Source organism: Shewanella cyperi (assembly GCF_017354985.1).
GTDB lineage: Bacteria > Pseudomonadota > Gammaproteobacteria > Enterobacterales > Shewanellaceae > Shewanella > Shewanella cyperi.
Window position 1 is genome coordinate 3,439,421 of record NZ_CP071501.1, and the last position, 24,602, is coordinate 3,464,022.

Sequence of the window (24,602 nt, forward strand, 5' to 3'; positions counted from 1 at the left end):
TGAATTCTTCTCTTCTAGCCTTATATGAAAATCGCAGCATGTTACCATGGCCGGCACGGCTAAGGTATAGCAGCGGCCAGACCGCAGGGTGTCGTTCCGACACCGGGGCTGGCAGTTGGACTTAAAGGATTGATTAACCTTTGTTAATCAACACGAACTTTGATACAACCCCCGAGTCGGAGGAATTAAACTGGAGCCAATTCCAGATAATCCGATACCCAGATTTGGAGCCTAACAGCCATGAAAACCAAACTCAGTCTAGTTTCTGCCGCCATTCTCAGTGCCAGTCTGACCCTGGTACCCGCCGTATCCCAGGCAGCCTTACCGCAAGTCTTTGAAGGTCAAACCATGCCGAGTTTGGCCCCCATGCTGGAGCAAACCACCCCGGCAGTGGTGTCGGTCGCCGTTTCCGGCACCCATGTGTCCAAACAAAGAGTTCCGGATGTGTTCCGCTATTTCTTTGGTCCCAACGCCCCCCGCGAGCAGGTTCAGGAACAGCCCTTCCGAGGCCTGGGCTCGGGGGTGATTATCGATGCCGACAAGGGCTACATAGTCACCAACAACCATGTGATCGATGGCGCCGACGAGATCAAAATCGGTTTACACGATGGTCGGGAAGTGGAAGCCAAGTTAATTGGCACCGACAGCGAGTCCGATATCGCCTTGTTGCAAATCGAAGCCAAGAACCTCACCGCCATCAAGGCCGCCGACTCAGATAAGCTGCGGGTAGGTGACTTTGCAGTGGCCATAGGCAATCCCTTTGGCCTGGGACAAACGGTTACCTCGGGAATCGTCTCGGCCTTGGGGCGCAGCGGCCTCGGCATCGAGATGCTGGAAAACTTTATCCAGACGGACGCCGCCATCAACAGTGGTAACTCGGGCGGAGCATTGGTGAACCTGCGCGGCGAATTGATAGGCATCAACACCGCCATTGTGGCCCCCGGAGGTGGTAACGTGGGGATTGGTTTTGCCATACCCGCCAACATGGTGCATGCCCTGGTGCAACAAATAATTGAGCACGGCGAAGTGCGCCGCGGCGTGTTGGGGATCTCCGGACGGGATCTCGACAACCAACTGGCTCAGGGCTTTGGTCTTGATACCCAGCACGGCGGCTTCGTCAATGAAGTCCTCGCCGACAGCGCCGCCGAAAAAGCCGGTATCAAGGCGGGCGATATCATAGTCAGCGTCAATGGCCGCAAGATTAAATCCTTCCAGGAGCTGAGGGCCAAGGTGGCCACCCTGGGTGCCGGTGCCAAGGTGGAGCTGGGTATTATCCGCGACGGTGATGAAAAAACCGTGGAAGTCACTCTGGGCGAAGCCAGTCAAACCACGGCCGCAGCAGGTGAAGTACACCCGCAACTCTCGGGTGCCAAGCTGGAAAATGCCGATAAAGGGGTGGAGATCACCGAACTTGAACAGGGCTCTCCAGCAGCACTCAGTGGCCTGCAAAAAGGCGACCTGATTGTCGGCGTCAATCGCTCCCCGATTAAAGATCTCAAGCAGTTGCGTGAAAGGCTCAAGGAGCAGGACGGTGCCGCAGCGCTGAAAATACTCCGTGGCAGAACCCAATTGTATCTGGTACTGCGTTAAGCCCAGAAGCCCAGCTCCCATGCTGGGCTTCTTCTTGATAACCATGCTAATCTAGCTCAACTTTTTACCGTTCACTGTCCCTGATGATGAAACACACACTGCTCTATTTCACCAAAGCCATAGTCTTCGGTCTCTTGATGGCTGCGGTGTTCCTGCTGGTCAATCACTTGCTGGGCAATCAGGCCAATAATCTGTTCCGGGTGCGCGATGACAATACCGCTGAACTGTCTTTTGCCAAGGCGGTTCGCCGGGCGGCTCCCGCGGTGGTGAATATTTACAGTCTCAGCATAGACCAGCGCCAGCCACTCAATTCCGGCGCCCTGCAGGGACTGGGCTCGGGCGTGATCATGAGTAAACAGGGCTATGTACTGACCAATTACCACGTGATCAAAAAGGCCGATGAAATAGTGGTGGCGCTGCAGGATGGACGCAGGTTCAGCGGTGAGGTGGTCGGTTCGGATCCGGAAACCGATCTGTCGGTGCTCAAGATTGAAGGCGACAACCTGCCTGTGGTACCACTCAATCTCAATTCCCTGCCCCAGGTGGGGGATGTGGTGCTGGCCATTGGCAACCCCTATAACCTGGGGCAAACCATCACCCAGGGCATTATCAGCGCCACAGGTCGCAATGGTTTGAGTTCTGGCTACCAGGACTTCCTGCAAACCGATGCCGCGATTAACGCCGGTAATTCGGGCGGCGCCCTGGTTGATACCGCGGGGGTACTGGTGGGTATCAATACTGCCGCATACCAGATTGGTGGCGAAGGTGGCGGCCATGGCATCAACTTCGCGATTCCAATCAAGTTGGCCTATTCCATCATGGGCAAGCTGATTGAAAATGGACGGGTTATCCGCGGTGCCATGGGTTTCTCTGGCATGCCCGTGGTGCCCGTGATGGCTCAGATCCTCAAGCTGCCCGATCTGCGTGGCGTTATCATTACCGATATTGATGCCGCGGGACCGGCCGCCCAAGCCAAGTTAATGCCAAGGGATGTGATAATTCAGTATGCCGGCGAAGATGTACCCGGCGTGGATATGCTGATGGACAGGATTGCCGAAACGGCCCCCGGGACCGAGATCACTATGACCATAATCCGTCAGGGAGAGTCCTATACCGTTCCCGTGGTAATTGGTGAGAAGGTCAGCCAGTACAATTAGCCCGCATCCCTTCGGTAAATACTGAAAAAATGCCCGGCGTGTCCGGGCATTTTATTGAGGTGTTTGTTGAGTAGGCTATCAGCGCTTATCCGTAGGGCTGGCCAAATCCACCAGCCGGACCCAAAATGCCATTTCCAAACACACCCCCAGGGCCAGCAGCACCATGGATGGCATTTTTGCACCGGCGAGATAACTCACCGCCGCGGCAAGCAGCAACAGTGCCGGTACCGCCCACCTTGCAATCTTCATCATGTCCATGGCTCCCAATGCCAACCGAGATTTGTAACCATCCTATAACAAAAAAACCACCGGTCAAGGTGGTTTTTTAAGCATCATATTCCAAAAAATAATCAGCGGATCCTTTCTACCGAACCGCCAAGACCGGAAAATTTGGACTCTATGTGTTCATAGCCGCGATCCAGGTGATAGATGCGGTCCACTATGGTCACACCATCGGCCATCAGACCCGCGATCACCAGGCTGGCTGAGGCGCGCAGATCGGTGGCCATCACCTGGGCACCGCTCAAGCGCTCAACTCCGTGAATAATGCAGGTATGACCTTCCAGCTCCATATCCGCCCCCATGCGCATCAGCTCGGGCACGTGCATAAAGCGGTTTTCAAAAATGGTCTCGGTCACATTGGCAGAACCCTCTGCCAAGCTGTTGAGCACACAGAACTGCGCCTGCATATCGGTTGGAAAGGCGGGATAAGGCGCCGTTTTGATGTTAACTGCCTTGGGTCTCTGACCTTTCATATCTAGTGCTATCCAGTCTGGCCCTGTGGTTATCTCGGCGCCTGCATCTTCCAACTTGGCCAATACCGCCTCCATGGAGCCCGGGTCCGCCGACAGGCAACGAATGCTGCCGCGGGTCACGGCCGCAGCCACCAGGAAGGTACCTGTCTCAATTCTGTCAGGCATGACCCGGTAGTGGCAGCCGCTCAGCTTTTCAACACCGGTAATTTTCAGTGTGGCTGTGCCTATGCCGGAAATCTTGGCTCCCATGGCCTGCAGGCAGTGAGCCAGATCTATGACTTCAGGTTCACGGGCGGCGTTCTCAATCACGGTCTCGCCGTCTGCCAGGGCCGCGGCCATCAGCAGGTTCTCGGTGGCACCGACGCTGACCATATCCATAAAGATGTGGGCGCCCTTGAGGCGACCATCAACCCGCGCCTTGATATAGCCTTCCTTGACCTCAATTTTGGCGCCCATTTGCTCCAGCCCCTGCAAGTGCAGGTTAACCGGGCGGGCACCTATGGCGCAGCCGCCGGGCAGGGATACGTCGGCCTTGCCGTAGCGCGCCAACAGGGGGCCCAGGATCAGGATCGAGGCCCGCATGGTTTTCACCAATTCATAGGGGGCCACAAAATGGTTGATATCGGCGCAGTCGATGCGCACTGTGCCATCCTGCTGCTCTACCCTGGCACCCAGGCATTGCAATAACTTGCAGCTGGTGTCCACATCCTTGAGCTGCGGTACGTTGGTTACCACAAACTCACCTTCGGCTAGTACACCGGCCATCAGAATCGGCAAGGCCGCATTCTTGGCACCGGAGATCACCACATCGCCGGCAAGCGCTCCGCTTGCCTGAATCTTTAATTTATCCACTACGGCTCGCTTACATGTTGAAGACTTTTTCACGCTTCCACTGGGTGGGCGTGAAGGTCTTGATTGACAGGGCGTGCAGGGCACCGCTGGTGATCTGTTCCATCAGAGGGGCATAAATGGCCTGTTGTTGTTTGATTCGGCTCATGCCTTCAAAGCACTCACCCACGGCCAAAACCTGGTAATGGCTGCCGTCGGTGGTCACCCGCACTTCTTCCAGTTGCAGGGCGGCTTTCAAAATCTCTTCAATCTGTTTGCAATCCATGGATGGCTTAACCTTCATTTACTGGTCTTTTCATTGAAAAAGACGTCTAAATCGTACAGAGCGATCAGCTTGCTGATCTGTGGCGCAGGATTGACCAGCGTCAGGGCTTGGCCACGACTTGCGGCACCTTGCCACAATTCCAGCAAAAATGCGATGCCGGCACTGTCACTGTATTCGAGTTCACTCAAATCGAGGCAACCTGTGCTTGCAGCAAGCAAGTCCCCTTTTTGGTCACTCAGACGCCTGACCTCAGCGCTATCCAGGCGTCCCCTGATCCGGCAGCTGTCACCGTCACAGATAAACTCGATCACTGGGCAGCCACCTTTTCGACTTTGTCTTTGCGGGTCACTTTGGCAATGGCTTTTTCCTTAAGCATGTTAATCACGGCTTCTATGCCTTGCTGACGGATGATATTGCCTATTTCGGATTGCTTGGAAGACAGCAGGCTGACGCCTTCGGCCACCAGGTCAAATGCCTTCCAGCTGTCATCCTTCAAGCGACGTACCTTGAACAGCAGCTTGATTGGCGGACGGCCTTTCTCAATGATCTGCACATTGACCTCAACCATTTTCTCGGCGGCAAAGTCGGCAGTCGGGGAAAACTCCACCGCCTGATTGGTGTATTCGGTGAAGGCCTGGGCATAGGTTGCCACCAGGTATTCCTCGAACGCCGCCACGAAACGATTGCGCTGGTCTTCGGTGGTCTCTTTCAGATACTGACCCAGCACCTTGTATGACGCATACTTGTAATCAATGTAGGGCATCAGCTCTTCACGCACTATCACCTTGAGGTGATCCTGATTTGCCTCAATCAGATCGTGATCGCGGTTGAAACGATCAAAAGTATTGTTGGATACCTCACGCACCATGGCGTAGGGGTCCATGGTGTTGACCTCAGCGGCCTGGGCCAGGCCCAGCCACAGACTCATTATCAGGCCAAGTACGACTTTAAACATGGCACGCTCTCCTATTTATCCTTGGAACCCATACTGTACAGGAACTGACCTATCAGATCCTCCAGTACCAGTGCAGAACGGGTGTCTTCAATACGATCGCCATCGGTCAGGATGGCGACATCATCATCAACAAAACCGGGAACCAGGCCAAGGAATTGCTCCCCCAACAAGCCCGAGGTCAGTATCGCCAGGCTGCTGGTTTCGGGAAAGCCGGCATAACGCTTGTCCATGGTCAAAGTCACAACGGGTTCCAGCTTGTCAGGATCCAGGTTAATGGCACTGACACGACCCACCACCACGCCACCGACCTTCACAGGTGAACGCACCTTAAGGCCGCCCACATTGGCGAATCGGGCATAGAGGGTATAAGTGCCCTCGTTTGTTTTAACTTCCACATTGGCGACCTTGAACACCAGCACCAAAAAAGCAGCGATACCGGCCAGCAGGAAGGTTCCAACCCAAATCTCTATTTTACGTGTCGACATCTCTTAAACCCTTGTAGCAAATCCTTCAGCAACGGATGCATTAACCAAACATGATAGCGGTAAGCAAAAAATCCAGGGCCAACACCGCCAGGCTGGACTGCACCACGGTTGAGGTGGTGGCCTTGCTGATCCCCTCGGGATTGGGCACCACTTCGTAACCCCGATACAGGGCTATCCAGGTCACTACCACGGCAAAGACCACGCTCTTAATCAGGCAGTTGGCTATATCCTGCCGCCATTCAACGGCGGCCTGCATAATGGACCAGAAGGAGCCACTGTCGATGCCCTTCCATTCCACGCCCACCAAATGCCCCCCCCAAATACCCACAGTGGTGAACAGCAAGGCCAGCAGCGGCATACTGATCACCCCGGCCCAGAATCTGGGTGCGATTATCTGCCGCAGGGGATCTATGGCCATCATTTCCAGGCTGGAAAGCTGTTCAGTGGTTTTCATCAGGCCAATTTCTGCCGTCAGCGCCGAACCGGCGCGACCGGCAAACAGCAGCGCCGTTACCACAGGCCCCAGCTCCCGCAACAGACTCAGGGACACCATGGGGCCCAGGCTGTCCTCGGTGCCAAAATCCACCAAAATCGTGTAGCCCTGCAATGCCAGTACCATGCCGATAAACAACCCGGACACCAGGATGATCACCATGGACTGCACACCTACAACGTAAAGCTGTTTGATCAGCAGTGGCGTGCCCTTGGCTGGTCTTGGCACCCGCATGACTGAGCGCCACAGCATAACCCCGGCCCGACCGAGGCCGGTCACCAGTTCTATGGCTCCGGCACCCAGGCGGGCGATTAAATCAATCAACACCCAGTAGCTCCTTCTTATAATCCGCGGCCGGATAATGAAACGGCACCGGACCGTCCGGCTCACCACCGATAAATTGCTTCAATTGCGGATTGTCCGCCTGCTTCAGCTCGGCCGGCGTACCGTGAGCTATGACTTTGCGGTCGGCTATCACATACACATAGTCGGCAATGCCAAGCACCTCATCCACATCGTGGGAAACCACTACCGAGGTCAAATTGAGGGCATCGGATAACTCCCTGATGAGCTTAACCAGCACCCCCATGGAAATGGGATCCTGGCCGGCAAAGGGCTCATCGTACATCACCATTTCCGGCTCCAGCGCTATGGCGCGGGCCAAAGCCGCCCGCCTTTGCATACCGCCGGACAATTCATTGGGCATCAGGAAAGCAGCACCGCGCAGTCCCACGGCCTCCAGCTTCATCAGCACTATGCGGCGGATGATGGATTCCGGCAGCCCCGAGTGCTCCCGCAGTGGAAATGCTGTGTTATCAAACACATTCATATCGGTAAACAGGGCACCGCTTTGGAACAGCATGCTCATGCGCTTGCGCAGTTCAAACAGTTCGCTGCGGCTGGCCTGATGCACATCGACACCATCAAACAGCACCTGGCCCTGATCCGGAGTCAATTGACCCCCTATCAGTTTCAGCAGCGTGGTTTTACCTATGCCACTGGGCCCCATGATGGCCGTCACCTTGCCCCTGGGAATGCGTAAACTGATATCGTCATAAATAATCCGCTCGCCGCGGCTAAATCCCAGATTACGGATTTCGACCAGCGTACTGGCAGTTTGATTCATAGTGGATTCCGGTAACTGAAATGGGGTGACATAGGCCTTCCTGGCGCTGTGCTGAAGAGGGGCAAATTGTACGGAATTGCACAGCAGGCTACAACCGCCTGCATACTAACTTCCTACTGATACTTTCAATTTGCCTGATTTCCAGCGAAAATGCGCCTTTATCACCCGTATTATTGTGAATAAATGTTATTCAATATTTTCCTGTTGGTTACAGGCTTGGCCGTTTTGGTGTGGAGTGCCGATAAATTTGTTTATGGTGCCGCCGCTTTTGCCCGTAATTTAGGGCTCCCGCCCATTCTTATTGGTATAACCATTGTGGGTATGGGAACCTCTGCGCCTGAGATGTTTGTCGCCGCCACCGCCTCCATGGAAGGTATGATGGACACGGCCATTGGTAACGTACTGGGCTCCAACATCGCCAATATCACCCTGATCCTGGGCCTGACGGCCTTGCTGGGTGCCATAGGTGTCAGTTCCCAGACTCTCAAACGGGAAATTCCCATGATGCTGGGCGGCACAGTGCTCGCAGGCGTCTTTCTCCATGACAAGATTTTGAGCCGCAGTGAAGGAATGATGCTGCTGGCGGTTTTCCTGGCCCTGATGGCTTACCTCATCTGGCACGCCTTGACCAGCAAGGAGCAGGATCCTTTGGCCGATGAAGCCGACAGTGAGATCCCCAAGGATGTGCCTACACCCAAGGCGCTGATGTGGCTGGTTGTGGGTATAGTGCTGCTGCCACTGGCTGCCAACTGGATGGTGGAAGGCGCCGTTGGTATTGCCCGGATATTCGGACTGTCTGATCTGGTCATTGGCCTCACCATCATCGCCGTTGGCACCAGTCTGCCGGAACTGGCGGCCTGCGTTGCCGGGGTGCTGAAAAAGGAAGACGATCTCGCCATAGGCAATATCGTCGGTTCCAACATATTCAATATTCTGGCAGTGCTGGCGTTACCGGGCTTGATAGCGCCCGGCGCCATTGACGCCCAGGCTGCCGGACGTGACTTTTACATGGTACTGGCCACCAGCGCAGCCCTGGCACTGCTGGTATTGACCACGGGTCGCAAGCGTCAGTTGCAACGCTGGCATGGCGTCGTTCTACTGCTGCTCTTTGGCGCCTACCAATACCTGTTGTTCCAAAGCCACGCATAGGCACCAGGCAATAACGAGAGAGAGTTTTATGCTAGACAGAAAGCAGCTGCGCCAATGGGGCAGAAAAGTCATCGATATAGAAAAAGCGGCGCTGGACAACCTGTACCAGTTCGTCGACAGCGATGAGTTTGCCGACGCCTGCGAACTGATACTGCAATGCACCGGTAAGGTGATAGTCATGGGCATGGGGAAATCCGGGCACATTGGCAACAAGATATCCGCCACCCTGGCCAGTACGGGTACACCGGCATTTTTCGTGCACCCCGGTGAAGCCAGCCATGGCGATCTGGGTGTACTGAGCAGCAATGACATAGTGCTGGCCATCTCCAATTCCGGTGAATCGAGCGAAATCCTGACCCTGATGCCTGTCATCAAGCGCCAGGGCATTCCCATGATAGCCATGACAGGCAAGCCCGAATCCACCATGGCCAAACTGGCGCAATTGCACCTTTGTATCAAGGTGCAGGAAGAAGCCTGCCCCCTCGGCTTGGCACCCACCTCCAGTACCACAGCCACTTTGGTGATGGGCGATGCACTGGCCGTGGCCCTGCTGCAGGCCAAGGGCTTTACCAAGGACGACTTTGCCCTGTCTCACCCGGGCGGCGCCCTGGGGCGCAAGTTACTGCTCAAGGTCAGTGATGTGATGCACAAGGGTGACGGCCTGCCTTTGGTGGGACACGATATCTGTATTACCGAGGCCCTCTACGAAATCTCCAAAAAAGGCCTGGGTATGACCGCCATTGTTGATGAAGACGGCCGTCTGGAAGGGATCTTTACCGACGGTGATCTCAGACGGGTGATAGACGCCCAGATTAATCTGAGACAAACCCGGATTGCCGAGGTCATGACCCGTAACTGCATCACCACCAGCGCAGACATTCTGGCGGCCCAGGCCCTGAAACAGATGGAAGACAAAAACATCAACGGCCTGATAGTGGTCGATGCCGACAAGCGTCCCATAGGCGCCCTCAATATGCTGGATATGGTCAAGGCAGGGGTGATCTGATGAGAGAAGCACTCTATGGCCCGGTATCAGAGGCCAACTGGCAGAAAGCCGAACAGATAAAACTGCTGATCTGCGACGTAGACGGGGTATTCTCCGACGGTCGTATTTACCTGGGTAACCAGGGCGAAGAACTCAAGGCTTTCCACACCCGCGACGGTTTTGGGGTCAAGGCCCTGCTCGGCGCAGGTATCCAGGTAGCGGTGATCACAGGCCGCAAGTCACAGATTGTTGAGAACCGCATGAAGGCGCTCGGCATCAAGCACATCTATCAGGGCGTGGACAACAAGTTCGAACCCTATGAGGAGCTGCTGAAGCTCTACGGCGTTACCCCCGCACAGACAGCTTATATAGGCGATGACATGGTGGACTTGCCCGTCATGCAGGCGGTTGGCCTGTCGGTTTGTGTTGCCGATGGTCATCCCTGGGTCAGACGCCATGCGGACCTGGTCACTTATCAGGGTGGTGGATTTGGCGCTCTGCGGGAGCTGGCCGATCTGCTGCTGATGGCTCAGGACAAGTTTGATAGCGCCCACGGGATGAGCGTATGAACCGGGTGACCCTGGCCATCATCGCCTTCTTCGGCACCGCGCTGCTGCTCTACTGGCAAGTGCAGTCGAAACAGAATGCGGGCGAAGGCAAGCAAACCTCATCCCAGCTGCTGCCGGACTTTGTCGCCACCGAACTGCGCAGTGTCGAGTACAATGACAAAGGCCAGGTCAGCAGCAAGGTGAGTGCCAGCTACATGGAGCATTTCCAGGCCAGCAACATTACCGAATTCACCGAGCCCGTGTATCTGATCTATCCCAATGAAGGCGCGGCCCAATGGCGTCTGTCTGCCAGTCGCGGCAAGCTCAGCAAAAACAGCGGCAAGGTGGTACTGGAACAGGATGTGCAAATCCAGGCAATCAGCCAACAGGAACCGCTGCAAAATCTATCCACCAGCTATCTGGAGCTGGATTTGAACACTATGATAATGACTTCGAACAGGCCAATTTTGGTCTTCGGCAAAGGATTCAATGTCACCGGCCAGGGCCTGTATGCCGATCTCAATGCCCAGGAAGTCAAACTGCTCAGTCAGGTAAAAGGAAGCTATGAACCCAAGTAAAACCCTGCTGGCACTGGCACTGTGCCTGTGCAGCACCATGGCCACAGCCAAAAACAACGACCTGCTGCAGGAATTGAAAATTGCTGCCGCCACCCAATTTGCCGACATCAAGAACAAGCGGGTGGTCTATGGTGGGCCGGTACTGCTGACCCAGGGCAGCCTGAAGATCACCGCTCAGGAACTCAGTGCCTATACCGATGAAGCCTCAGGACAAAGGGTATTGGTGGCCAAGGGCAAGCCCGCCACCTACAGTCAGACCCTGGATGACGGCCGCCAGGCCAGCGCCAGTGCCAATGAGATCAGCTACAACATGGACAATCGCACCATGACGCTCACGGGCAATGCCAAAATTGAACAGGATGGCAGCCAGGTCAACGCCGACAAAATCATTTATGACATTGAAAAGCAGCAACTGAAGGCCGACAGCAGCCAAAAAGGCGATGAACGGGTGATCACCATCATCAAGCCGGAAAACTATCAGGAACAGTTGGCTCCCAAGCCCGAAGAACAAGAGCAGGATAAGGAGCCGGTTCGCCAATGACGGAACTGATCCTTAAGGCCAGCAATCTGGCCAAAAGCTACAAAAACCGCACCGTGGTCAAGGACGTCAGTCTCAGCGTGCGCACCGGCCAGGTGGTCGGTCTGCTGGGCCCCAATGGCGCCGGCAAAACCACCACCTTCTACATGGTGGTGGGGCTGGTGAAAAGTGACAAGGGCAGCATCCATATCAACGAAGATGACCTGACCCTGGACCCCATGCATCTGAGGGCTCGCAAGGGCATAGGCTACCTGCCCCAGGAAGCAAGCATTTTCCGTAAGCTGTCCGTGCACGACAACATCATGGCGGTACTGCAAACCCGCAAGGATCTGGACCAGGATCAGCGTGAAGAGGAACTGGAGCAGCTGCTGGAAGAGTTCCACATCACCCATATCCGCGACAACATGGGCATGTCTTTGTCCGGTGGTGAGCGGCGCCGGGTCGAAATCGCCCGTGCTCTGGCCGCCAATCCGCGCTTTATTCTGCTCGATGAACCCTTCGCCGGTGTCGACCCCATTTCGGTCATAGACATCAAGAAAATAATTGAGCAGCTCAAGAGTCGCGGCCTCGGCATATTAATCACGGATCACAACGTCAGAGAAACCCTTGATGTCTGTGAAAAAGCCTACATAGTCAGCCATGGCAACCTCATCGCCGAAGGCACCCCTGCCGAGATTCTGGACAATCAGCAGGTGCGGGCGGTGTACTTGGGTGAGCAATTCAGGCTATAGTTAAATTTAGCCTGATCTCTATCTCATTAAGGAAGAGTGCAACTGGCCAGCAGTTCACAAAACTGATAGAAAACAGCTTTCTGATAACAATAACAGTCAAGGATCCGCAGTAGATGAAAGCGTCACTCCAGCTCAAGCTGGGCCAACAACTGACCATGACGCCGCAATTGCAACAGGCCATCAGGCTGTTGCAACTTTCTTCACTTGAACTGCAACAGGAAATTCAACAAGCGCTGGATTCCAACCCTTTGTTGGAGCTGGACGATGACCAATTCGACAGCCAGGAGCGCAGCGATTCAGATCACAGGGAGCAGGACGACTTCTCCGAGCCCGTCACGGCCAGCAGTAACGATGACAGCTCCACCCTGGAAACCTCCGACGCCCTGACCCAGCAGTCCATGCCCGATGAATTGCCCATGGATACCACCTGGGACGAAGTGTTCACCGCCGCCCCTGCTTCCGGCAGCGGCTCCATGATGCGCGATGATGATATGCCCTTCCAGGGAGAGACCAGCGACGGGCTTTATGAACACCTGGAATGGCAAAAGAACCTCACCCCTTTCTCAGACACCGACATGGCCATAGCCACCGCCATCATAGACGCCATAGATGAACGCGGTTACCTGACCCAGACCACGGAAGACATACTCGAAGCCATGGGCGACGATGAAGTGGAGCTGGACGAAGTGGAAGCCGTGCTCAAGCGCATCCAGCACTTCGACCCCATAGGGGTGGCCGCAAGGGACCTCAGTGAATGCCTGCTGATCCAGCTGGCCCACTTTGCCGCCGATACGCCACACCTGGAAAACGCCAAACTGCTGATCCGCGACCATCTGGATCTGATTGCCGCCAGGGACTTCCGCACCCTGATGCGCAAAACCCGTCTGAAGGAAGATGAGCTGCGTGAAGCCATAGTGCTGATCCAGAGCCTCAATCCCCGTCCGGGTGAACAGGTCACGTCCGGCAAGGACGAGTACGTTATCCCCGACGTCTCTGTGAGCAAGAAAAATGGCCGCTGGGTGGTGGAACTCAATCCCGATTGCATGCCCAAGCTCAACGTCAATCAGCATTACGCCGCCATGGCCCGCACCAGTCGCAGTCAGGCTGACAGCCAGTTTATCCGTGGCCATTTGCAGGAAGCCAAGTGGTTTATCAAGAGCCTGGAGAGCCGCAACGACACCCTGCTCAAGGTGGCCAATTGCATAGTGCAGTTCCAGCAAGGTTTCTTTGAGTACGGTGAAGAAGCCATGAAGCCCATGGTGCTGAACGACATAGCCGAAGCGGTGGAAATGCATGAGTCCACCATTTCCAGGGTGACCACCCAAAAGTACATGCATACCCCGCGGGGTATTTTCGAATTGAAGTATTTCTTCTCCAGCCATGTCAGTACGGAAGACGGTGGAGAATGCTCGTCTACGGCCATCCGCGCCTTTATCAAGAAACTGGTGGCTGCAGAAAATCAGAAGAAACCATTGAGCGACAGCAAAATGGCGGAACTTCTGGCGGAACAGGGAATCAACGTTGCTAGACGTACCATTGCAAAGTACCGTGAAGCAATGCTGATCCCGCCGTCAAACCAGCGTAAAAGCTTATAACTCACTGTAAAAACTGGAGGAAAGTGTCTATGCAAATCAATCTGACTGGGCACCATATCGAAATTACAGATTCACTGCGTAACTATGTAGAGAGCAAATTTACCAAGCTTGAACGCCACTTCGAACAGATCAATAATGTGCACGTTGTGCTCAATGTTCAAAAAATGCAGCAGATTGCAGAAGCCAAGCTGCACCTCAATGGTGGTGAAGTGTTTGCCACGTCTGAGCATGAAGACATGTACGCCGCCATCGACGCTCTGATTGATAAATTGGATCGTCAGGTCATCAAACACAAAGAGAAACTGACTAAGCACTAAAAGATGGAACTGAGTACCATCCTGAGGCCGGAGTGCACCACCTGTGCCACTCCGGGCAGTAAGAAAAAGGTACTGGAACTGATCAGCGATATCGCCAGCGCCCAGTACCCCACCCTCTCTTCTCAAGAGATCTTCGAAAGCCTATTGGCCCGAGAAAAAATGGGAAGCACAGGCATAGGCAATGGTATTGCCATCCCCCATGGCCGCTTGAACAGCATAGAGACCCCGATCGCCGTGCTGGTCAAATGTGAAGAGGCCATCAGTTTTGACGCCATAGACAAACAGCCGGTTGACATACTGTTTGCCCTACTGGTGCCATCGGACCAATGCCAGCAGCACCTGAGCACACTCGCCGCCATGGCAGAAAAGCTCAACGACAAGCAAATCCTCAAGCAACTGCGCAAAAGCCAGGATGACGCTGAACTCTATCAGGTGATCACCGGATGAAACTGGTCATAGTCTCAGGTCGATCGGGCTCGGGCAAAACCGTTGCCCTGAGGGTCTTGGAAGACCTGGGCTATTACTGCGTCGACAACCTGCCACTGCCACTGATTGGGCCCTTGCTGGCGCAACTGAAAAGCAGCAATGAACTGGTGGCCATCAGCGTCGATGTCCGCAACCTGCCGGAACAGCACAAGGTGTTGGAACAACAGTTGGCCGCCCTGCCTGCAGGCACGGAGCTGATCAGCCTGTTTCTCAATGCCAGCGACAAGGTGCTGCTCAAGCGCTACAGCGAAACCCGCAGACTGCACCCCCTGTCCAAAAGCAAGATGTCCCTGGCGGATGCCATCAAACTCGAGGGCAAGCTGCTTGAACCCCTGTCACAATTGATGGATCACTACATAGACACCTCCAAACTCAATGTCTATGAACTCAGTGACCAGGTGCGTGAAATCCTCCTCGGCCGCAGCGAGAAGGAGCTGGTGATCATTTTTGAGTCCTTTGGCTTCAAACACGGTATGCCGGCGGAAGCCGACTTTATGTTCGATGCCCGGTTTCTGCCCAACCCCCATTGGGAGCCACAGCTGAGACCCCTGACAGGCCTCGATGAGCCGGTACAACAGTTCTTGGAACGCCAGGTACTGGTGAACAAATTTATCTGGCAGATAGAGAACCTGCTGGAAACCTGGTTGCCCCATCTGGAGCGCAACAACCGCAGTTACCTCACCATAGCCATAGGCTGTACCGGCGGTCAGCACCGCTCGGTATATGTCGCAGAACAATTGGCCAAACGCTTCAGCAACACCAAACACAAGGTCGAGGCACGCCACAGGGAGCTTAATCTTGCCAAGACTTGAACGTGATATCACCATAGTCAATAAACTGGGCCTGCACGCCCGCGCCGCCACCAAAATGGCGATACTGGCCTCCGAATTCAAGGCCAGCGTGACCCTGATCCAAGGCGACAAACAGGCACCGGCGTCCAGTGTGTTGGGACTGCTGATGCTGGAATCCGGCATGGGCAAAACCATGCGCATAGTGGCCGAAGGTGATGATGCCGAGCAGGCCATGGACGCCCTGTGCAACCTGGTCAAGGCCCGCTTCGACGAAGACTGCTGAGTCAGCTCACTCACTGCGGCATTAGACCGCAACGCTTCCCCTCCTGCTGTATCAATAAATTTGTTACCATAAGCCCTTCTATTCTTGGGGGAAGATGCCATGGCGGTAGAACTGCTGGACAATGAACAAACGGAACTCAGGCTCAGCCAGCTCAACCAGGCACTGGGCAGCGGTATGTTTGTCCATGTGCGGCAGATGTTGCTCAATATGGCCGCCTCCGACATAGCCCTGGTACTGGAATCCTCGCCGCCGCGCACCCGCCAGATATTGTGGCAACTGATAGATCAGGAACAAACCGGCGAAGTGTTGGAAGAATTGGGGGAAGAGCTGAAAGATCAGCTGATCCGCCAAATGAGCCCCGAACGCCTGGCCCGGGCCGCCGCCGGTCTGGATACCGACGATCTGGCCTACATACTGCGCAGCCTACCGGATAGCCTCTACAAGCAAGTGCTGCAATCCATGGGCAGCCAGGATCGCAGCCGGGCCGAGCAGGCCCTGGCCTATCCGGAAGAGAGCGCCGGCGGCCTGATGAACACCGACACTGTCACCATCAGACCCGATGTGAATCTGGACGTGATCCTGCGCTACCTGAGGCAGCGCGGCAGCCTGCCGGAGGCCACAGATACCCTGTATGTGGTCGACAGGCGCGACATACTGCTCGGCGGCGTCAATATCGCCACCCTGCTGACCCGGGATCCCAGCACCCCGGTACGGGAACTGATGGATGCGGATCTGGAGGCGATTCCCGTCACCATGACCGATTCCGAGGTGGCGCAGCTGTTTGAACGCCACGACTGGCTATCGGCGCCGGTCATAGATCAGGACGGCCGCCTGCTGGGGCGGATCACCATTGATGATGTGGTGGACGTGATCCGCGAAGATGCCGATCACACCATGATGGGCATGGCCGGTATGGACGAGGACGAAGATACCTTCGGCCCCGTACTTAGAAGCACCCTGCGCCGCTCCATGTGGCTGACCATCAACCTGTTCGCGGCCCTGCTGGCGGCCTCGGTCAGCAACCTGTTTGAAAACACCCTGGAGCAATTTGCCACCATAGCCATTCTGATGACCATAGTGCCAAGCATGGGTGGTGTGGCCGGCAATCAAACCCTGGCGCTGGTGATCCGCGGTATCGCCCTGGGCCACATAGGCCAGAGCAACTCCCGCTGGCTGCTAGGCAAGGAACTGGCCATTGGATTTCTCAACGGTTTGCTGTGGTCAAGCCTGGTGTGCTTGGCCATCTGGGTCTGGAAGGGCGAATGGCAGCTGGGGGCCCTGATTGGCGGCGCCATGTTAATCAATATGACGGTTGCCGGTCTGGCGGGGGCCGCCATTCCCTTGCTACTGAAGAAGCTCAAGGTGGATCCGGCACTGGCCGGCGGCATGCTGTTGACCACAGTGACCGACGTCATCGGCCTGTTTGCCTTTCTGGGACTGGCGACCCTGTTCCTACTGCACTGATTAAGCAATCAGCCCCAGCGCACCGAGGGCATGGACTCGGCAGACAGCACGGAAACACATTCCTTGCGGGTCACAATCAGAAATTCATTGAGCGCCTTGCCACCGCTGGCCATAAAGCCGCCGCGGTTGGACTCGAGCGCAAACCAACCGCCGTCCGACAGCTGATACAGCCAGCCATTTGACAGGCTGAACTCGGCCCAAAACTCCAACAGGTCGCCTTCGTTAAGCATCCGCAGTCCCTGAATGGAGTGAAAGCAGACTTCCACCAGGCGATTTTCCACCTTCAGGCACAGGGACAGGCCATCCAGATCATAATGCAGTGATTGCAGGTACACCTCATCACCGAGGCACTCGACGGCAATAGGCAGGCCTTTGGGATCACTCATGCCACCCTCATTTGATTTTTACAGCAGGTCGTTCCATTAAAAAATGAATCTGAACTTCAGGCAAGCTTTATCCGACTGATAAACAGGACGAAATTGTGCCAAGGATTGTTGACGGGGAAAAAACAGCGCCGCCGGATGGCAGCGCCTTGGATTCGCTTGCGGGCCCTGGGCCCGTCCGGCGCTTATTGCAGTGGCGAGAGAATGATTTCCACCCGGCGGTTCTGGGCCCGTCCGGCGGCATCGGCGTTGGATGCTATGGGTTCCATCTCGCCTTTACCCTCGGTCGCAACACGTTTGGCGGGCAGGCCCTTGGCCAACAGGTAATTGCCCACTTCACTGGCGCGCACCTGGGACAGACGCAGGTTGTAACTGTCGCTGCCGCTGCTGTCGGTATGACCTTCCACATTGAGCAGGGTCTTGTCGTACTCCTTGGCCACCAGCACCACTGAATCCAACACCCGCTTGGCGCCCGGGTTCAGTTCGGTTTTGTTGACTTCGAAGGTCACTTCATTGGGCATGTTCAGCACTATGTTATCGCCTTCACGGGTCACGCTGACACCGGTGGACTTGAGCTGTTCACGCAGTTTGGCTTCCTGCACATCCATGTAATAACCGATACCACCACCCACTGCGGCGCCGGAGGCTGCGCCTATCAGGGCACCCTTGCCGCGATCTTTCTTGCTGGAAGATGCCACACCCACTGCAGCACCGGCGATGGCACCTATGATGGCGCCACTGGTGGCCTTGGAAGTTTGTTCTTCATTGGTATAGGGATTGACCGTGGTACAGGCGGAAACGCCGACGCTCAGCGCCAGCGCAGCGCAAATAGCTTTAATTTTCATGCTTCACCTCATATTAGTGTTTCCGCCAGTATAGTGACCTGAGGCAATCTGGCAATGGCAGAAATGGCAAGCGGCGAGGGAGTAAACAGCTGTCCAGGCACTAAATCGGGGCATTGTGCACCATGAGGATCTCAGCCCTGACAAGCCACCATTCACACAGCACTAATATCATATTGATATTATTCAATAAAAATAAAAGCTCTAATCTGGCACGCTTTTGTCATGGCTGACTGCGGCGAAGTTAGCAACCAAGGAGTGACCCATGAATCAACTGCAACGACTGATAACCCTGTGCCATTGCGAGTGGCTCTATCTCAGCCGGGTGGGATGCAGCCAATGGGAGCTGGATCCGGTACTGGATGCCATAAGGGAGGGCTGAGACATGAATCTCGATCAGGATAATCTCAAACTCCTGCTGATAGCCGAGGTCAAGGCCCGGGGTCGCCTGCTGTCGGATGTGGCCAAGGAATATGGCATTTCCAGCAAAACCCTTTACCAATGGGTGCGCCAGAGCGAGCAGCAGCCCTGGCAAAGAGAACAGGCTCTGCACAGTGAAATTGCCCTGCTGCAGCGGCGGATCCGCGCCCTCAGTCAGGAACTGGACGTCCGTCCGGCGTGACGGGTTTGTTCATATAGGGCCCCGTTTCGGGGCCTTAATCCCGTTGAATTACAGGGAACTTTTCGATTTACTGCCCGCCTAACAGCTCATGTCACCGCAGTTATACCTAACATGCTTACCATTTCTGATTTGCATTTCCAGCTGGGCCAGAGGCAACTCTTCCTTGGTCTCAACCATAGCTTCGAGGCGCCAAGATGCCTGTTGCTGGGGCCCAACGGTATAGGGAAATCCAGCCTGCTGGCCCTGATCGCCGGGCTTTACCGCCCCGATGCCGGTCAGTTGCTGTGGCAGGGAAAGCCCCTGCCGCAAGCCCCCAATCGGGCCAGTCTGTGCTCGGCACTGGTCACACTGCCGGGATTCATGAGTGCCCGCGCTCTACTGGAGTACTGGCGAGGACAATGGCAGCTGGCGCCCGAGCCCATGGCGACGCTGGCCCAGCGTCTCGGCCTGGAGATCCACCTGGGGCAAAGCATCAGCCATCTGTCCAGCGGCAATCTGCAGAAGCTGCAGCTCCTGATGGCCCTGGCACGCCCCAGCGAACTCTTGTTGCTCGACGAGGCCAACAGCGCCATGGACCAGACAAGTAGGGAGGTATTCTGGCAGCTGCTGGACGACTATCCGGGGCAGATCATTGCCACCAGCCATGAAGCTGAAGAATTCATCGAACGCGGCTTCGAGCCGAGCTTGAGGCTGAGCCCCCCATGAGTTATCTGCAACTGAGATTATTGCTGCTGGCGGAGCAACTTAAGGTCCAGCTCAGTGCCCTGCGCCAGAGCGGTCTTTTGACCCTGCCCCTGCTCGGCAGTGCCTTACCCGCCGCCCTGTTTGCGCTCATTTACGCCTTTGGCATATTGCTGGATCCCAAACTGGCTGCAGCTGAACGCCTGCAGATTTGGCAAGCGATATTGTTGCTGCAGGGGCTGGGGATCTGGACCATGGCGCCGCTGCTCAAGGCCAGTGAATTTCAGTTGCTATTGGTCCAATCCCGATCCCACCACAGCTGGCACCAAGGGCTGGAATTGCTGCTGGCGCTGCTGAGCCCGCTATGGCTGTTGCCGGCGCTGATCCTGCTGTCGATTCCGCCTGGCCGCTGGCCCGAACTGGCGGCGCAGTTTCTGCTGTTGGCCAATCTGGCGCAACTGAGTCGCCTGCTGCTGCACAGACGCCATTGCCTGCCCTGGTTATTGCTCCTGCCGCTGCCGCTGCTGACCCTGCCGCCTTCCTGGCTGATGTCCACGAGCGGGCAAGTTGCTCTGCTGGCGTTTCTCACAATCCTGCCCCGAATGGCAACGGCGGCCGGAAAACTGCATACCAAACAGCCCAAGGGTCGATGGCAAACATTCAAGCTCCCTCCAGCCCTGGCGCTCAGCGCGTCGCTGCTGCTGCACAAAGGCCGCGGCTTGCTGCTGCGGGCCCTTTTGTGTCTGGGGCTGGCGCGCCTGGCGCCCATCGCATCCCTGCCCAGCGAGTTGCAACCCTATGGCCAGCTAATGCTCATCTGGTTATTGGCCTGCATAGCGGCCTCCTGGCAATTCGTGCTCAATCGTGAGCTTGCCGCGCTCAAGCTGTGGCTGGCGAGCCTGCCCAAGCCGCGCCAGGCCAAGGGCTTGCTGTTGGCCCAAACGGCGCTGATGTTGCCCCTGTGCTTGCCTGCGCTGCCCGATTGGAAAAATGCCCTGCTGCTACTGGCCCTGACCCTGGGCCTGCAATGCCTGGCGGCCCGTTGGCCGCAGCGCTTCAGCCTGGGATCCTTTGTCTGCCTTACCCTGTTGCTGCTGGGGTGTTTTCTGCTGAGCCATTGGGCTTAATCTTTTGGCCTGGTCTTTTGAGAGAGCCTTTTGGCCTGATCGTAAGGCTGAAGCATATGCTGCTTGCGAGCCCTGGCGTCAGTCCTTCCAGGCGCGGGTCATTTCCCGGCGCCCCAAAGCGCCGGGGTGGGGCTGGACCCGAAAGCCCGCCGCCCTGAGATCCCGCTTGAACTGGCCATTGGCGCAATAGGTCACCAACAGGCCCGGTACGTCCAGCAGCGCAAAACATTTGCGACAATTGTCCGCCCCCCAAAGCTCCGGCTGCTTTGAGGGGGCAAAACCATCGAAATAGATCAGATTGGCAGCGGCAGCGGCCACGGGCAGAGATTCAAGCCCCAGGTTGCGCTTGTGCAGCACAAAATCCCCGTTCAGCTTCACCGGCGCATCCCAGGGGGCTTGGTGAATGGCGGCAAAATCGTCCGCCAGCGGCGCCGCCGGATACAGGGAGGCCAACTGCGCCGGATAATTGAGGTGGGCTAGCAGCGCTTCCGCCACAGGATAAGGCTCCAGGCTGGTGTAGTGCACCCTGAGCCCCAGCTCGCGGGCCTTTTGCAGGGTCAGCAACACGTTCAGCCCGGTGCCGAACCCCACCTCGAGAATGCGAACTTCCTGAGTATGTTCGGCCAGGGCGCAGAGACCCGAGTCGATATAGACATAAAGGGATTCGGTCAGGGCACCGTTAAAGGCGTGATAGCTCTCTTCCAGCGCCGTGTTGACCAGAGTGTGAGAGCCATCGGCCGTGACTTCAAGGCGAATGTCGGTCATGCCATCTTCCTGCTTGCCAAAAAGGCGCATTTTACCCAATGGGCCTGATACCGATCCAGATGGCTCAAGGCAGAGCCGGATGGCTTAAGGCTGGAGCCACTGCTGACGGCGGTAGTGGCTTTTCAGCTGCTTGTCGCTGCACAGTTCCAGCTTCCAGCGCTCGCAGCCGTTGAAGCGGGCATAGTCGGCAACGGCCTGCTCCAGCGCGGGCAGGAAGGGCTTGAGGTTTCCTGCGGCGTCATAGGCCTGGGGCTCCAGGGTCAGTTGCCGCAACAGCAGAAGTTTTTTGTCCCTGTCGGCCTTCACATCGAGGCGGGCGATAAAGCAGTCCTGCCACAGCACCGCCAGGGTGTAGTAACCGAAGCGCCGCTTGGCCTCGGGCACGTAGACCTCCAGCAGGTAATCAAAATCGAACCAATGGCGCAGACGCTCCCGCTGGATGATGAGGTTATCGAAGGGATTGAGCAGCCAGACCTTATCCGGCAGCGCCGCAGGCGGCACCCGGGCCGGATCGAACCAGTGCTCCTGACCGTCGGCTTTAAAGCTTTGCAGTCGCCCCTGCTCCCGGCGCTCAGCCAGCTCCCGGGTCAGCGCGGCTTGTACATTGCGTCTTAGATAGGCCATCTGTTTCACTGTGCCAACCCCATGGGCACCGAGGAAACGGTCGATAAGATAGCCGGCAAACTCCTGCTCACCGGGCTCCCGGCAATCGACATGGGCCGGTAACACCCGTTCCGTCAGGTCGTAGACCTTCTGGAACTTGTCCCGGCGCAGCACCATCAAATCCCCTTCCATAAACAGCTGCTCCAGCGCCTTCTTGGCCGGTTTCCAATCCCACCAGCCATTATTGCGGCCCTTGGCCGACTCAAAATCCGCCGCCCTCAGCGGTCCCTCGGCGCGGATCCTTGCCAGCACCTCACGCATCTCCTGGCTGTCGCGCTCGAACCAGTGGCGATCGCCGTTTTTCAGCGCCAGCTTGCGCTGCAGACTGAAGCGATAATCCGCCATCGGCAGATAGGCGGCGGCATGGGACCAGTATTCGAAAATCTCCCCCCGGGCCTGGGCGGCATCGAGATCGGCCTGACTATAGTGTGGCAAGCGGCTGTGCAGCACATGGTGATGGGCCCGGGCGGCCACATGGATGGAATCGATTTGCACATAGCCCAAGCGATTAACGGCATCGGCCACATCTGTGGGGGGATCAAGCAGGCCCTGGCAGGCGAGATTGAGGCGTTGCCATTCCTGGCGGGAATAGGGATTGGACATGGGGGCTCCGCATTACTGACTGGCACCATAGTTGACGATTTCGCCCGCGGGAGCAAGCGCCCGGAGCCAGGCTGGAGACTTTTCGTGACAGGGAGCTGCCCCACGCCAAAGGGCCCGGGCTTTACTTGTTCCCCGAGCAAGTCCTAGTATCGAACCATCCCCCATAAGCAACAGGAGAGCCAAATGAACCCAGATTCAGGTATGCCCTGTCTGATCCCTGCCTGGTATACGCAGGATATCCGCCTTGCTTATGACTTTCCTCGCCGCTGAACCACGCCCTTAACCCAGCCCTCACACATAAGGGCGATTCAATCTGACATTGCTGGCAGAGCGCCAGTGTATTCAAGCGTTTATTAAGAGCGAGTATTTTTCATGCGTCGAATTCCCGAACCCTTCCGCATCAAGATGGTGGAACCAATACGTATTTGCACCCCAGAGGAGCGCCAGGCCGCCCTGACCCGGGCCGGTTACAATCCCTTTTTGCTCAACAGCGACGAGGTTTACATCGACCTGCTGACCGACAGCGGCACGGGTGCCATGAGCGACCGCCAATGGAGCGGCCTGATGCTGGGGGATGAATCCTATGCCGGCAGCCGCAACTTCCGCCATCTGCAGGACACTGTCACAGAGCTGTTCAACTACCGCTATACCCTGCCGGTGCACCAGGGCCGCGGCGCCGAGCAGATCCTGTTTCCCTGTCTTATCAAGCGCCTGAACTCCAGCGCCCCGGTATTTCTGTCCAACTACCACTTCGACACCACCGCCGCCCATGTGGAACTCAACGGTGCCACGCCGCTGAATCTGGTGACCCCCAGGGCCTTCGATACCCACCACTATTACGAGTGGAAGGGGGATTTCGACCTCGAGGCGCTGGAGCGCACCATCAAGGAACATGGTGCGTCCAACATAGCGGCTGTGATCACCACCATCACCTGCAACAGCTCCGGCGGCCAGCCCGTGTCCATGGCCAATATGCGCGCCGTCTACCAGCTGGCCAAGTCCCATGGCATTCCCGTGGTGATAGACGCCGCCCGCTTCAGCGAAAATGCCTTCTTCATCCGCCAGCGGGAGAGCGGCTATCAGGATACCCCTATCCGCGACATCATTCTGGAGATGTTCAGCTACGGCGACATGTTCACCATGTCGGCCAAGAAGGATGGCCTGGTAAATATCGGCGGCCTGTGCTGCTTCAAGGATGATGAGGAGCTGTTCCGCCAGGTGCAGTGCCTGTGTGTGCCGATGGAAGGTTTTGTCACCTACGGCGGCATGGCCGGACGCGACATGGAGGCCCTGGCCATAGGCCTGAAGGAAGGCACGGATCTCGACTACCTGCAGTACCGCATCGCCCAGGTGGAATACCTCGGCAGCCGCCTGCTGGAAGGCGGTATTCCGATCCAGTATCCCACCGGCGGCCATGCAGTGTTTGTCGATGCGGCGCGGTTGCTGCCGCACATTCCCGCCCAGCAGTTCCCGGCCCAGGCCCTGGCCAACGCCCTGTATCTGGAGGGTGGCATTCGCGGGGTGGAAATTGGCTCACTGCTGCTGGGGCGCGATGCCAAGACAGGTGAGCAAAAGGCTTCGCCGCTGGAGCTGCTGCGCCTGACCATACCCAGACGTGTCTATACCAATGACCATATGGACTATATCGCCGACTGCCTGATCGCGCTGAAAAGCCGTGCCGGCCAAATCAAGGGCCTGGTCTTTGACTATGAGCCGCCGGTGCTGCGCCACTTTACCGCCCGTTTTCGCCCCCTGGAATAACCGGGGCTCAAGTTA

At 56.5% G+C, this 24,602-nt stretch carries 30 protein-coding genes; 18 read left to right on the forward strand and 12 right to left on the reverse strand.

The window, feature by feature from the left end:
• The first annotated feature begins 240 nt into the window (after positions 1–240).
• Both degQ and degS read left to right on the forward strand, forming a co-directional pair.
• Complete coding sequence (degQ, locus tag JYB84_RS15260; RefSeq protein ID WP_207320872.1) at positions 241–1,590, forward strand: Do family serine endopeptidase DegQ; 1,350 nt, start codon at positions 241–243, stop codon at positions 1,588–1,590.
• A gap of 80 nt (positions 1,591–1,670) precedes the next feature.
• Complete coding sequence (gene degS / locus JYB84_RS15265) at positions 1,671–2,747, forward strand: outer membrane-stress sensor serine endopeptidase DegS (RefSeq protein WP_207323258.1); 1,077 nt, start codon at positions 1,671–1,673, stop codon at positions 2,745–2,747.
• 78 nt (positions 2,748–2,825) lie between these two features.
• Here degS and JYB84_RS15270 read toward each other — a convergent pair whose 3' ends face one another.
• The 8 genes from JYB84_RS15270 to mlaF all read right to left on the reverse strand — a co-directional run bounded on the left by JYB84_RS15270 (position 2,826) and on the right by mlaF (position 7,675).
• Entirely contained in the window at positions 2,826–2,999 is a 174-nt protein-coding gene (locus tag JYB84_RS15270) for a hypothetical protein (RefSeq protein ID WP_207320873.1), read from the reverse strand.
• Positions 3,000–3,097: 98 nt separating this feature from the next.
• A complete protein-coding gene (gene murA, locus JYB84_RS15275; protein WP_207320874.1) occupies positions 3,098–4,354 on the reverse strand; it encodes a UDP-N-acetylglucosamine 1-carboxyvinyltransferase in 1,257 nt (418 codons plus the stop codon).
• Between the two features lie 10 nt (positions 4,355–4,364).
• The gene (locus JYB84_RS15280; RefSeq protein ID WP_207323259.1) at positions 4,365–4,616 is read right to left on the reverse strand and encodes a BolA family protein; all 252 of its coding nucleotides are present in this window, start codon (positions 4,614–4,616) and stop codon (positions 4,365–4,367) included.
• Positions 4,617–4,630: 14 nt separating this feature from the next.
• A complete protein-coding gene (locus tag JYB84_RS15285) occupies positions 4,631–4,927 on the reverse strand; it encodes an STAS domain-containing protein (RefSeq protein WP_207320875.1) in 297 nt (98 codons plus the stop codon).
• Complete coding sequence (locus JYB84_RS15290) at positions 4,924–5,571, reverse strand: MlaC/ttg2D family ABC transporter substrate-binding protein (RefSeq protein ID WP_207320876.1); 648 nt, start codon at positions 5,569–5,571, stop codon at positions 4,924–4,926. The genes JYB84_RS15285 and JYB84_RS15290 overlap by 4 nt, the downstream gene beginning before the upstream one ends.
• 11 nt (positions 5,572–5,582) lie before the next feature.
• Positions 5,583–6,056 carry an outer membrane lipid asymmetry maintenance protein MlaD gene (gene mlaD / locus JYB84_RS15295; RefSeq protein ID WP_207320877.1) on the reverse strand — a complete coding sequence of 158 codons (474 nt, stop codon included), beginning with the start codon at positions 6,054–6,056 and terminating at the stop codon, positions 5,583–5,585.
• Positions 6,057–6,096: 40 nt separating this feature from the next.
• The gene (mlaE, locus tag JYB84_RS15300) at positions 6,097–6,876 is read right to left on the reverse strand and encodes a lipid asymmetry maintenance ABC transporter permease subunit MlaE (protein WP_407696001.1); all 780 of its coding nucleotides are present in this window, start codon (positions 6,874–6,876) and stop codon (positions 6,097–6,099) included.
• On the reverse strand, positions 6,866–7,675 hold the full coding sequence (gene mlaF / locus JYB84_RS15305) for a phospholipid ABC transporter ATP-binding protein MlaF (RefSeq protein WP_207320878.1): 810 nt from the start codon (positions 7,673–7,675) through the stop codon (positions 6,866–6,868). The genes mlaE and mlaF overlap by 11 nt, the downstream gene beginning before the upstream one ends.
• A 183-nt stretch (positions 7,676–7,858) precedes the next feature.
• Here mlaF and JYB84_RS15310 point away from each other — a divergent pair, with 183 nt between their 5' ends.
• The 12 genes from JYB84_RS15310 to mgtE all read left to right on the forward strand — a co-directional run bounded on the left by JYB84_RS15310 (position 7,859) and on the right by mgtE (position 17,140).
• Positions 7,859–8,824, forward strand: coding sequence for a calcium/sodium antiporter (locus JYB84_RS15310; RefSeq protein ID WP_207320879.1), 966 nt, complete (start codon positions 7,859–7,861; stop codon positions 8,822–8,824).
• Positions 8,825–8,852: 28 nt separating this feature from the next.
• Positions 8,853–9,830, forward strand: coding sequence for a KpsF/GutQ family sugar-phosphate isomerase (locus JYB84_RS15315; protein ID WP_207320880.1), 978 nt, complete (start codon positions 8,853–8,855; stop codon positions 9,828–9,830).
• Positions 9,830–10,378, forward strand: coding sequence for a 3-deoxy-manno-octulosonate-8-phosphatase KdsC (gene kdsC / locus JYB84_RS15320; protein WP_407696002.1), 549 nt, complete (start codon positions 9,830–9,832; stop codon positions 10,376–10,378). The genes JYB84_RS15315 and kdsC overlap by 1 nt, the downstream gene beginning before the upstream one ends.
• Positions 10,375–10,935 (forward strand): LPS export ABC transporter periplasmic protein LptC, encoded by a 561-nt coding sequence (lptC, locus tag JYB84_RS15325; RefSeq protein ID WP_207320881.1) that lies wholly within the window; start codon positions 10,375–10,377, stop codon positions 10,933–10,935. The genes kdsC and lptC overlap by 4 nt, the downstream gene beginning before the upstream one ends.
• Positions 10,922–11,476: a lipopolysaccharide transport periplasmic protein LptA gene (gene lptA / locus JYB84_RS15330; protein WP_207320882.1), complete on the forward strand. Its 555-nt coding sequence runs from the start codon at positions 10,922–10,924 to the stop codon at positions 11,474–11,476. The genes lptC and lptA overlap by 14 nt, the downstream gene beginning before the upstream one ends.
• Positions 11,473–12,204: an LPS export ABC transporter ATP-binding protein gene (gene lptB / locus JYB84_RS15335; RefSeq protein WP_207320883.1), complete on the forward strand. Its 732-nt coding sequence runs from the start codon at positions 11,473–11,475 to the stop codon at positions 12,202–12,204. Before lptA ends, lptB begins: the two co-directional genes overlap by 4 nt.
• Before the next feature lie 113 nt (positions 12,205–12,317).
• On the forward strand, positions 12,318–13,799 hold the full coding sequence (locus tag JYB84_RS15340) for an RNA polymerase factor sigma-54 (RefSeq protein WP_207320884.1): 1,482 nt from the start codon (positions 12,318–12,320) through the stop codon (positions 13,797–13,799).
• Between the two features lie 29 nt (positions 13,800–13,828).
• Complete coding sequence (gene hpf / locus JYB84_RS15345) at positions 13,829–14,116, forward strand: ribosome hibernation promoting factor (RefSeq protein ID WP_207320885.1); 288 nt, start codon at positions 13,829–13,831, stop codon at positions 14,114–14,116.
• 3 nt (positions 14,117–14,119) lie between these two features.
• Positions 14,120–14,563 carry a PTS IIA-like nitrogen regulatory protein PtsN gene (ptsN, locus tag JYB84_RS15350; protein WP_207320886.1) on the forward strand — a complete coding sequence of 148 codons (444 nt, stop codon included), beginning with the start codon at positions 14,120–14,122 and terminating at the stop codon, positions 14,561–14,563.
• A complete protein-coding gene (gene rapZ, locus JYB84_RS15355; RefSeq protein WP_207320887.1) occupies positions 14,560–15,414 on the forward strand; it encodes an RNase adapter RapZ in 855 nt (284 codons plus the stop codon). The genes ptsN and rapZ overlap by 4 nt, the downstream gene beginning before the upstream one ends.
• Positions 15,401–15,676, forward strand: coding sequence for an HPr family phosphocarrier protein (locus JYB84_RS15360; RefSeq protein ID WP_207320888.1), 276 nt, complete (start codon positions 15,401–15,403; stop codon positions 15,674–15,676). Before rapZ ends, JYB84_RS15360 begins: the two co-directional genes overlap by 14 nt.
• Before the next feature lie 99 nt (positions 15,677–15,775).
• On the forward strand, positions 15,776–17,140 hold the full coding sequence (mgtE, locus tag JYB84_RS15365) for a magnesium transporter (RefSeq protein ID WP_207320889.1): 1,365 nt from the start codon (positions 15,776–15,778) through the stop codon (positions 17,138–17,140).
• A gap of 8 nt (positions 17,141–17,148) precedes the next feature.
• Here the strand turns inward: mgtE and JYB84_RS15370 are convergent, their stop codons facing one another.
• A complete protein-coding gene (locus JYB84_RS15370; protein ID WP_207320890.1) occupies positions 17,149–17,526 on the reverse strand; it encodes a hypothetical protein in 378 nt (125 codons plus the stop codon).
• Positions 17,527–17,708: 182 nt separating this feature from the next.
• On the reverse strand, positions 17,709–18,368 hold the full coding sequence (locus tag JYB84_RS15375) for an OmpA family protein (protein WP_207320891.1): 660 nt from the start codon (positions 18,366–18,368) through the stop codon (positions 17,709–17,711).
• Between the two features lie 382 nt (positions 18,369–18,750).
• Here JYB84_RS15375 and JYB84_RS15380 point away from each other — a divergent pair, with 382 nt between their 5' ends.
• The 3 genes from JYB84_RS15380 (at position 18,751) to JYB84_RS15390 (ending at position 20,795) form a co-directional block, all read left to right on the forward strand.
• Positions 18,751–18,987: a transposase gene (locus JYB84_RS15380; RefSeq protein ID WP_207320892.1), complete on the forward strand. Its 237-nt coding sequence runs from the start codon at positions 18,751–18,753 to the stop codon at positions 18,985–18,987.
• 111 nt (positions 18,988–19,098) lie between these two features.
• A complete protein-coding gene (locus tag JYB84_RS15385) occupies positions 19,099–19,692 on the forward strand; it encodes an ABC transporter ATP-binding protein (protein ID WP_207320893.1) in 594 nt (197 codons plus the stop codon).
• Positions 19,689–20,795 carry a DUF6136 family protein gene (locus tag JYB84_RS15390; RefSeq protein WP_207320894.1) on the forward strand — a complete coding sequence of 369 codons (1,107 nt, stop codon included), beginning with the start codon at positions 19,689–19,691 and terminating at the stop codon, positions 20,793–20,795. The genes JYB84_RS15385 and JYB84_RS15390 overlap by 4 nt, the downstream gene beginning before the upstream one ends.
• 78 nt (positions 20,796–20,873) lie before the next feature.
• Here the strand turns inward: JYB84_RS15390 and mnmD are convergent, their stop codons facing one another.
• Together mnmD and JYB84_RS15400 are read right to left on the reverse strand one after the other, a co-directional pair.
• Positions 20,874–21,560, reverse strand: coding sequence for a tRNA (5-methylaminomethyl-2-thiouridine)(34)-methyltransferase MnmD (gene mnmD, locus JYB84_RS15395; protein WP_207320895.1), 687 nt, complete (start codon positions 21,558–21,560; stop codon positions 20,874–20,876).
• Positions 21,561–21,644: 84 nt separating this feature from the next.
• A complete protein-coding gene (locus tag JYB84_RS15400) occupies positions 21,645–22,826 on the reverse strand; it encodes a winged helix-turn-helix domain-containing protein (RefSeq protein WP_207320896.1) in 1,182 nt (393 codons plus the stop codon).
• Positions 22,827–23,198: 372 nt separating this feature from the next.
• On the opposite strand from JYB84_RS15400, the gene JYB84_RS15405 reads away from it, so the two are divergent.
• The gene (locus JYB84_RS15405; RefSeq protein ID WP_207320897.1) at positions 23,199–24,587 is read left to right on the forward strand and encodes a tryptophanase; all 1,389 of its coding nucleotides are present in this window, start codon (positions 23,199–23,201) and stop codon (positions 24,585–24,587) included.
• Positions 24,588–24,602: the final 15 nt, after the last annotated feature.

Bases quoted from the DNA above. Each gene is read 5' to 3' on its own strand.
- degQ (WP_207320872.1), top strand. From the start codon at position 241: ATGAAAACCAAACTCAGTCTAGTTTCTGCCGCCATTCTCAGTGCCAGT.
- JYB84_RS15270 (WP_207320873.1), bottom strand. From the start codon at position 2,999: ATGATGAAGATTGCAAGGTGGGCGGTACCGGCACTGTTGCTGCTTGCC.
- JYB84_RS15280 (WP_207323259.1), bottom strand. From the start codon at position 4,616: ATGGATTGCAAACAGATTGAAGAGATTTTGAAAGCCGCCCTGCAACTG.
- JYB84_RS15290 (WP_207320876.1), bottom strand. From the start codon at position 5,571: ATGTTTAAAGTCGTACTTGGCCTGATAATGAGTCTGTGGCTGGGCCTG.
- mlaD (WP_207320877.1), bottom strand. From the start codon at position 6,056: ATGTCGACACGTAAAATAGAGATTTGGGTTGGAACCTTCCTGCTGGCC.
- mlaF (WP_207320878.1), bottom strand. From the start codon at position 7,675: ATGAATCAAACTGCCAGTACGCTGGTCGAAATCCGTAATCTGGGATTT.
- JYB84_RS15310 (WP_207320879.1), top strand. From the start codon at position 7,859: ATGTTATTCAATATTTTCCTGTTGGTTACAGGCTTGGCCGTTTTGGTG.
- JYB84_RS15315 (WP_207320880.1), top strand. From the start codon at position 8,853: ATGCTAGACAGAAAGCAGCTGCGCCAATGGGGCAGAAAAGTCATCGAT.
- kdsC (WP_407696002.1), top strand. From the start codon at position 9,830: ATGAGAGAAGCACTCTATGGCCCGGTATCAGAGGCCAACTGGCAGAAA.
- lptC (WP_207320881.1), top strand. From the start codon at position 10,375: ATGAACCGGGTGACCCTGGCCATCATCGCCTTCTTCGGCACCGCGCTG.
- lptA (WP_207320882.1), top strand. From the start codon at position 10,922: ATGAACCCAAGTAAAACCCTGCTGGCACTGGCACTGTGCCTGTGCAGC.
- lptB (WP_207320883.1), top strand. From the start codon at position 11,473: ATGACGGAACTGATCCTTAAGGCCAGCAATCTGGCCAAAAGCTACAAA.
- JYB84_RS15340 (WP_207320884.1), top strand. From the start codon at position 12,318: ATGAAAGCGTCACTCCAGCTCAAGCTGGGCCAACAACTGACCATGACG.
- hpf (WP_207320885.1), top strand. From the start codon at position 13,829: ATGCAAATCAATCTGACTGGGCACCATATCGAAATTACAGATTCACTG.
- ptsN (WP_207320886.1), top strand. From the start codon at position 14,120: ATGGAACTGAGTACCATCCTGAGGCCGGAGTGCACCACCTGTGCCACT.
- rapZ (WP_207320887.1), top strand. From the start codon at position 14,560: ATGAAACTGGTCATAGTCTCAGGTCGATCGGGCTCGGGCAAAACCGTT.
- mgtE (WP_207320889.1), top strand. From the start codon at position 15,776: ATGGCGGTAGAACTGCTGGACAATGAACAAACGGAACTCAGGCTCAGC.
- JYB84_RS15370 (WP_207320890.1), bottom strand. From the start codon at position 17,526: ATGAGTGATCCCAAAGGCCTGCCTATTGCCGTCGAGTGCCTCGGTGAT.
- JYB84_RS15375 (WP_207320891.1), bottom strand. From the start codon at position 18,368: ATGAAAATTAAAGCTATTTGCGCTGCGCTGGCGCTGAGCGTCGGCGTT.
- JYB84_RS15380 (WP_207320892.1), top strand. From the start codon at position 18,751: ATGAATCTCGATCAGGATAATCTCAAACTCCTGCTGATAGCCGAGGTC.
- JYB84_RS15385 (WP_207320893.1), top strand. From the start codon at position 19,099: ATGCTTACCATTTCTGATTTGCATTTCCAGCTGGGCCAGAGGCAACTC.
- JYB84_RS15390 (WP_207320894.1), top strand. From the start codon at position 19,689: ATGAGTTATCTGCAACTGAGATTATTGCTGCTGGCGGAGCAACTTAAG.
- mnmD (WP_207320895.1), bottom strand. From the start codon at position 21,560: ATGACCGACATTCGCCTTGAAGTCACGGCCGATGGCTCTCACACTCTG.
- JYB84_RS15400 (WP_207320896.1), bottom strand. From the start codon at position 22,826: ATGTCCAATCCCTATTCCCGCCAGGAATGGCAACGCCTCAATCTCGCC.
- JYB84_RS15405 (WP_207320897.1), top strand. From the start codon at position 23,199: ATGCGTCGAATTCCCGAACCCTTCCGCATCAAGATGGTGGAACCAATA.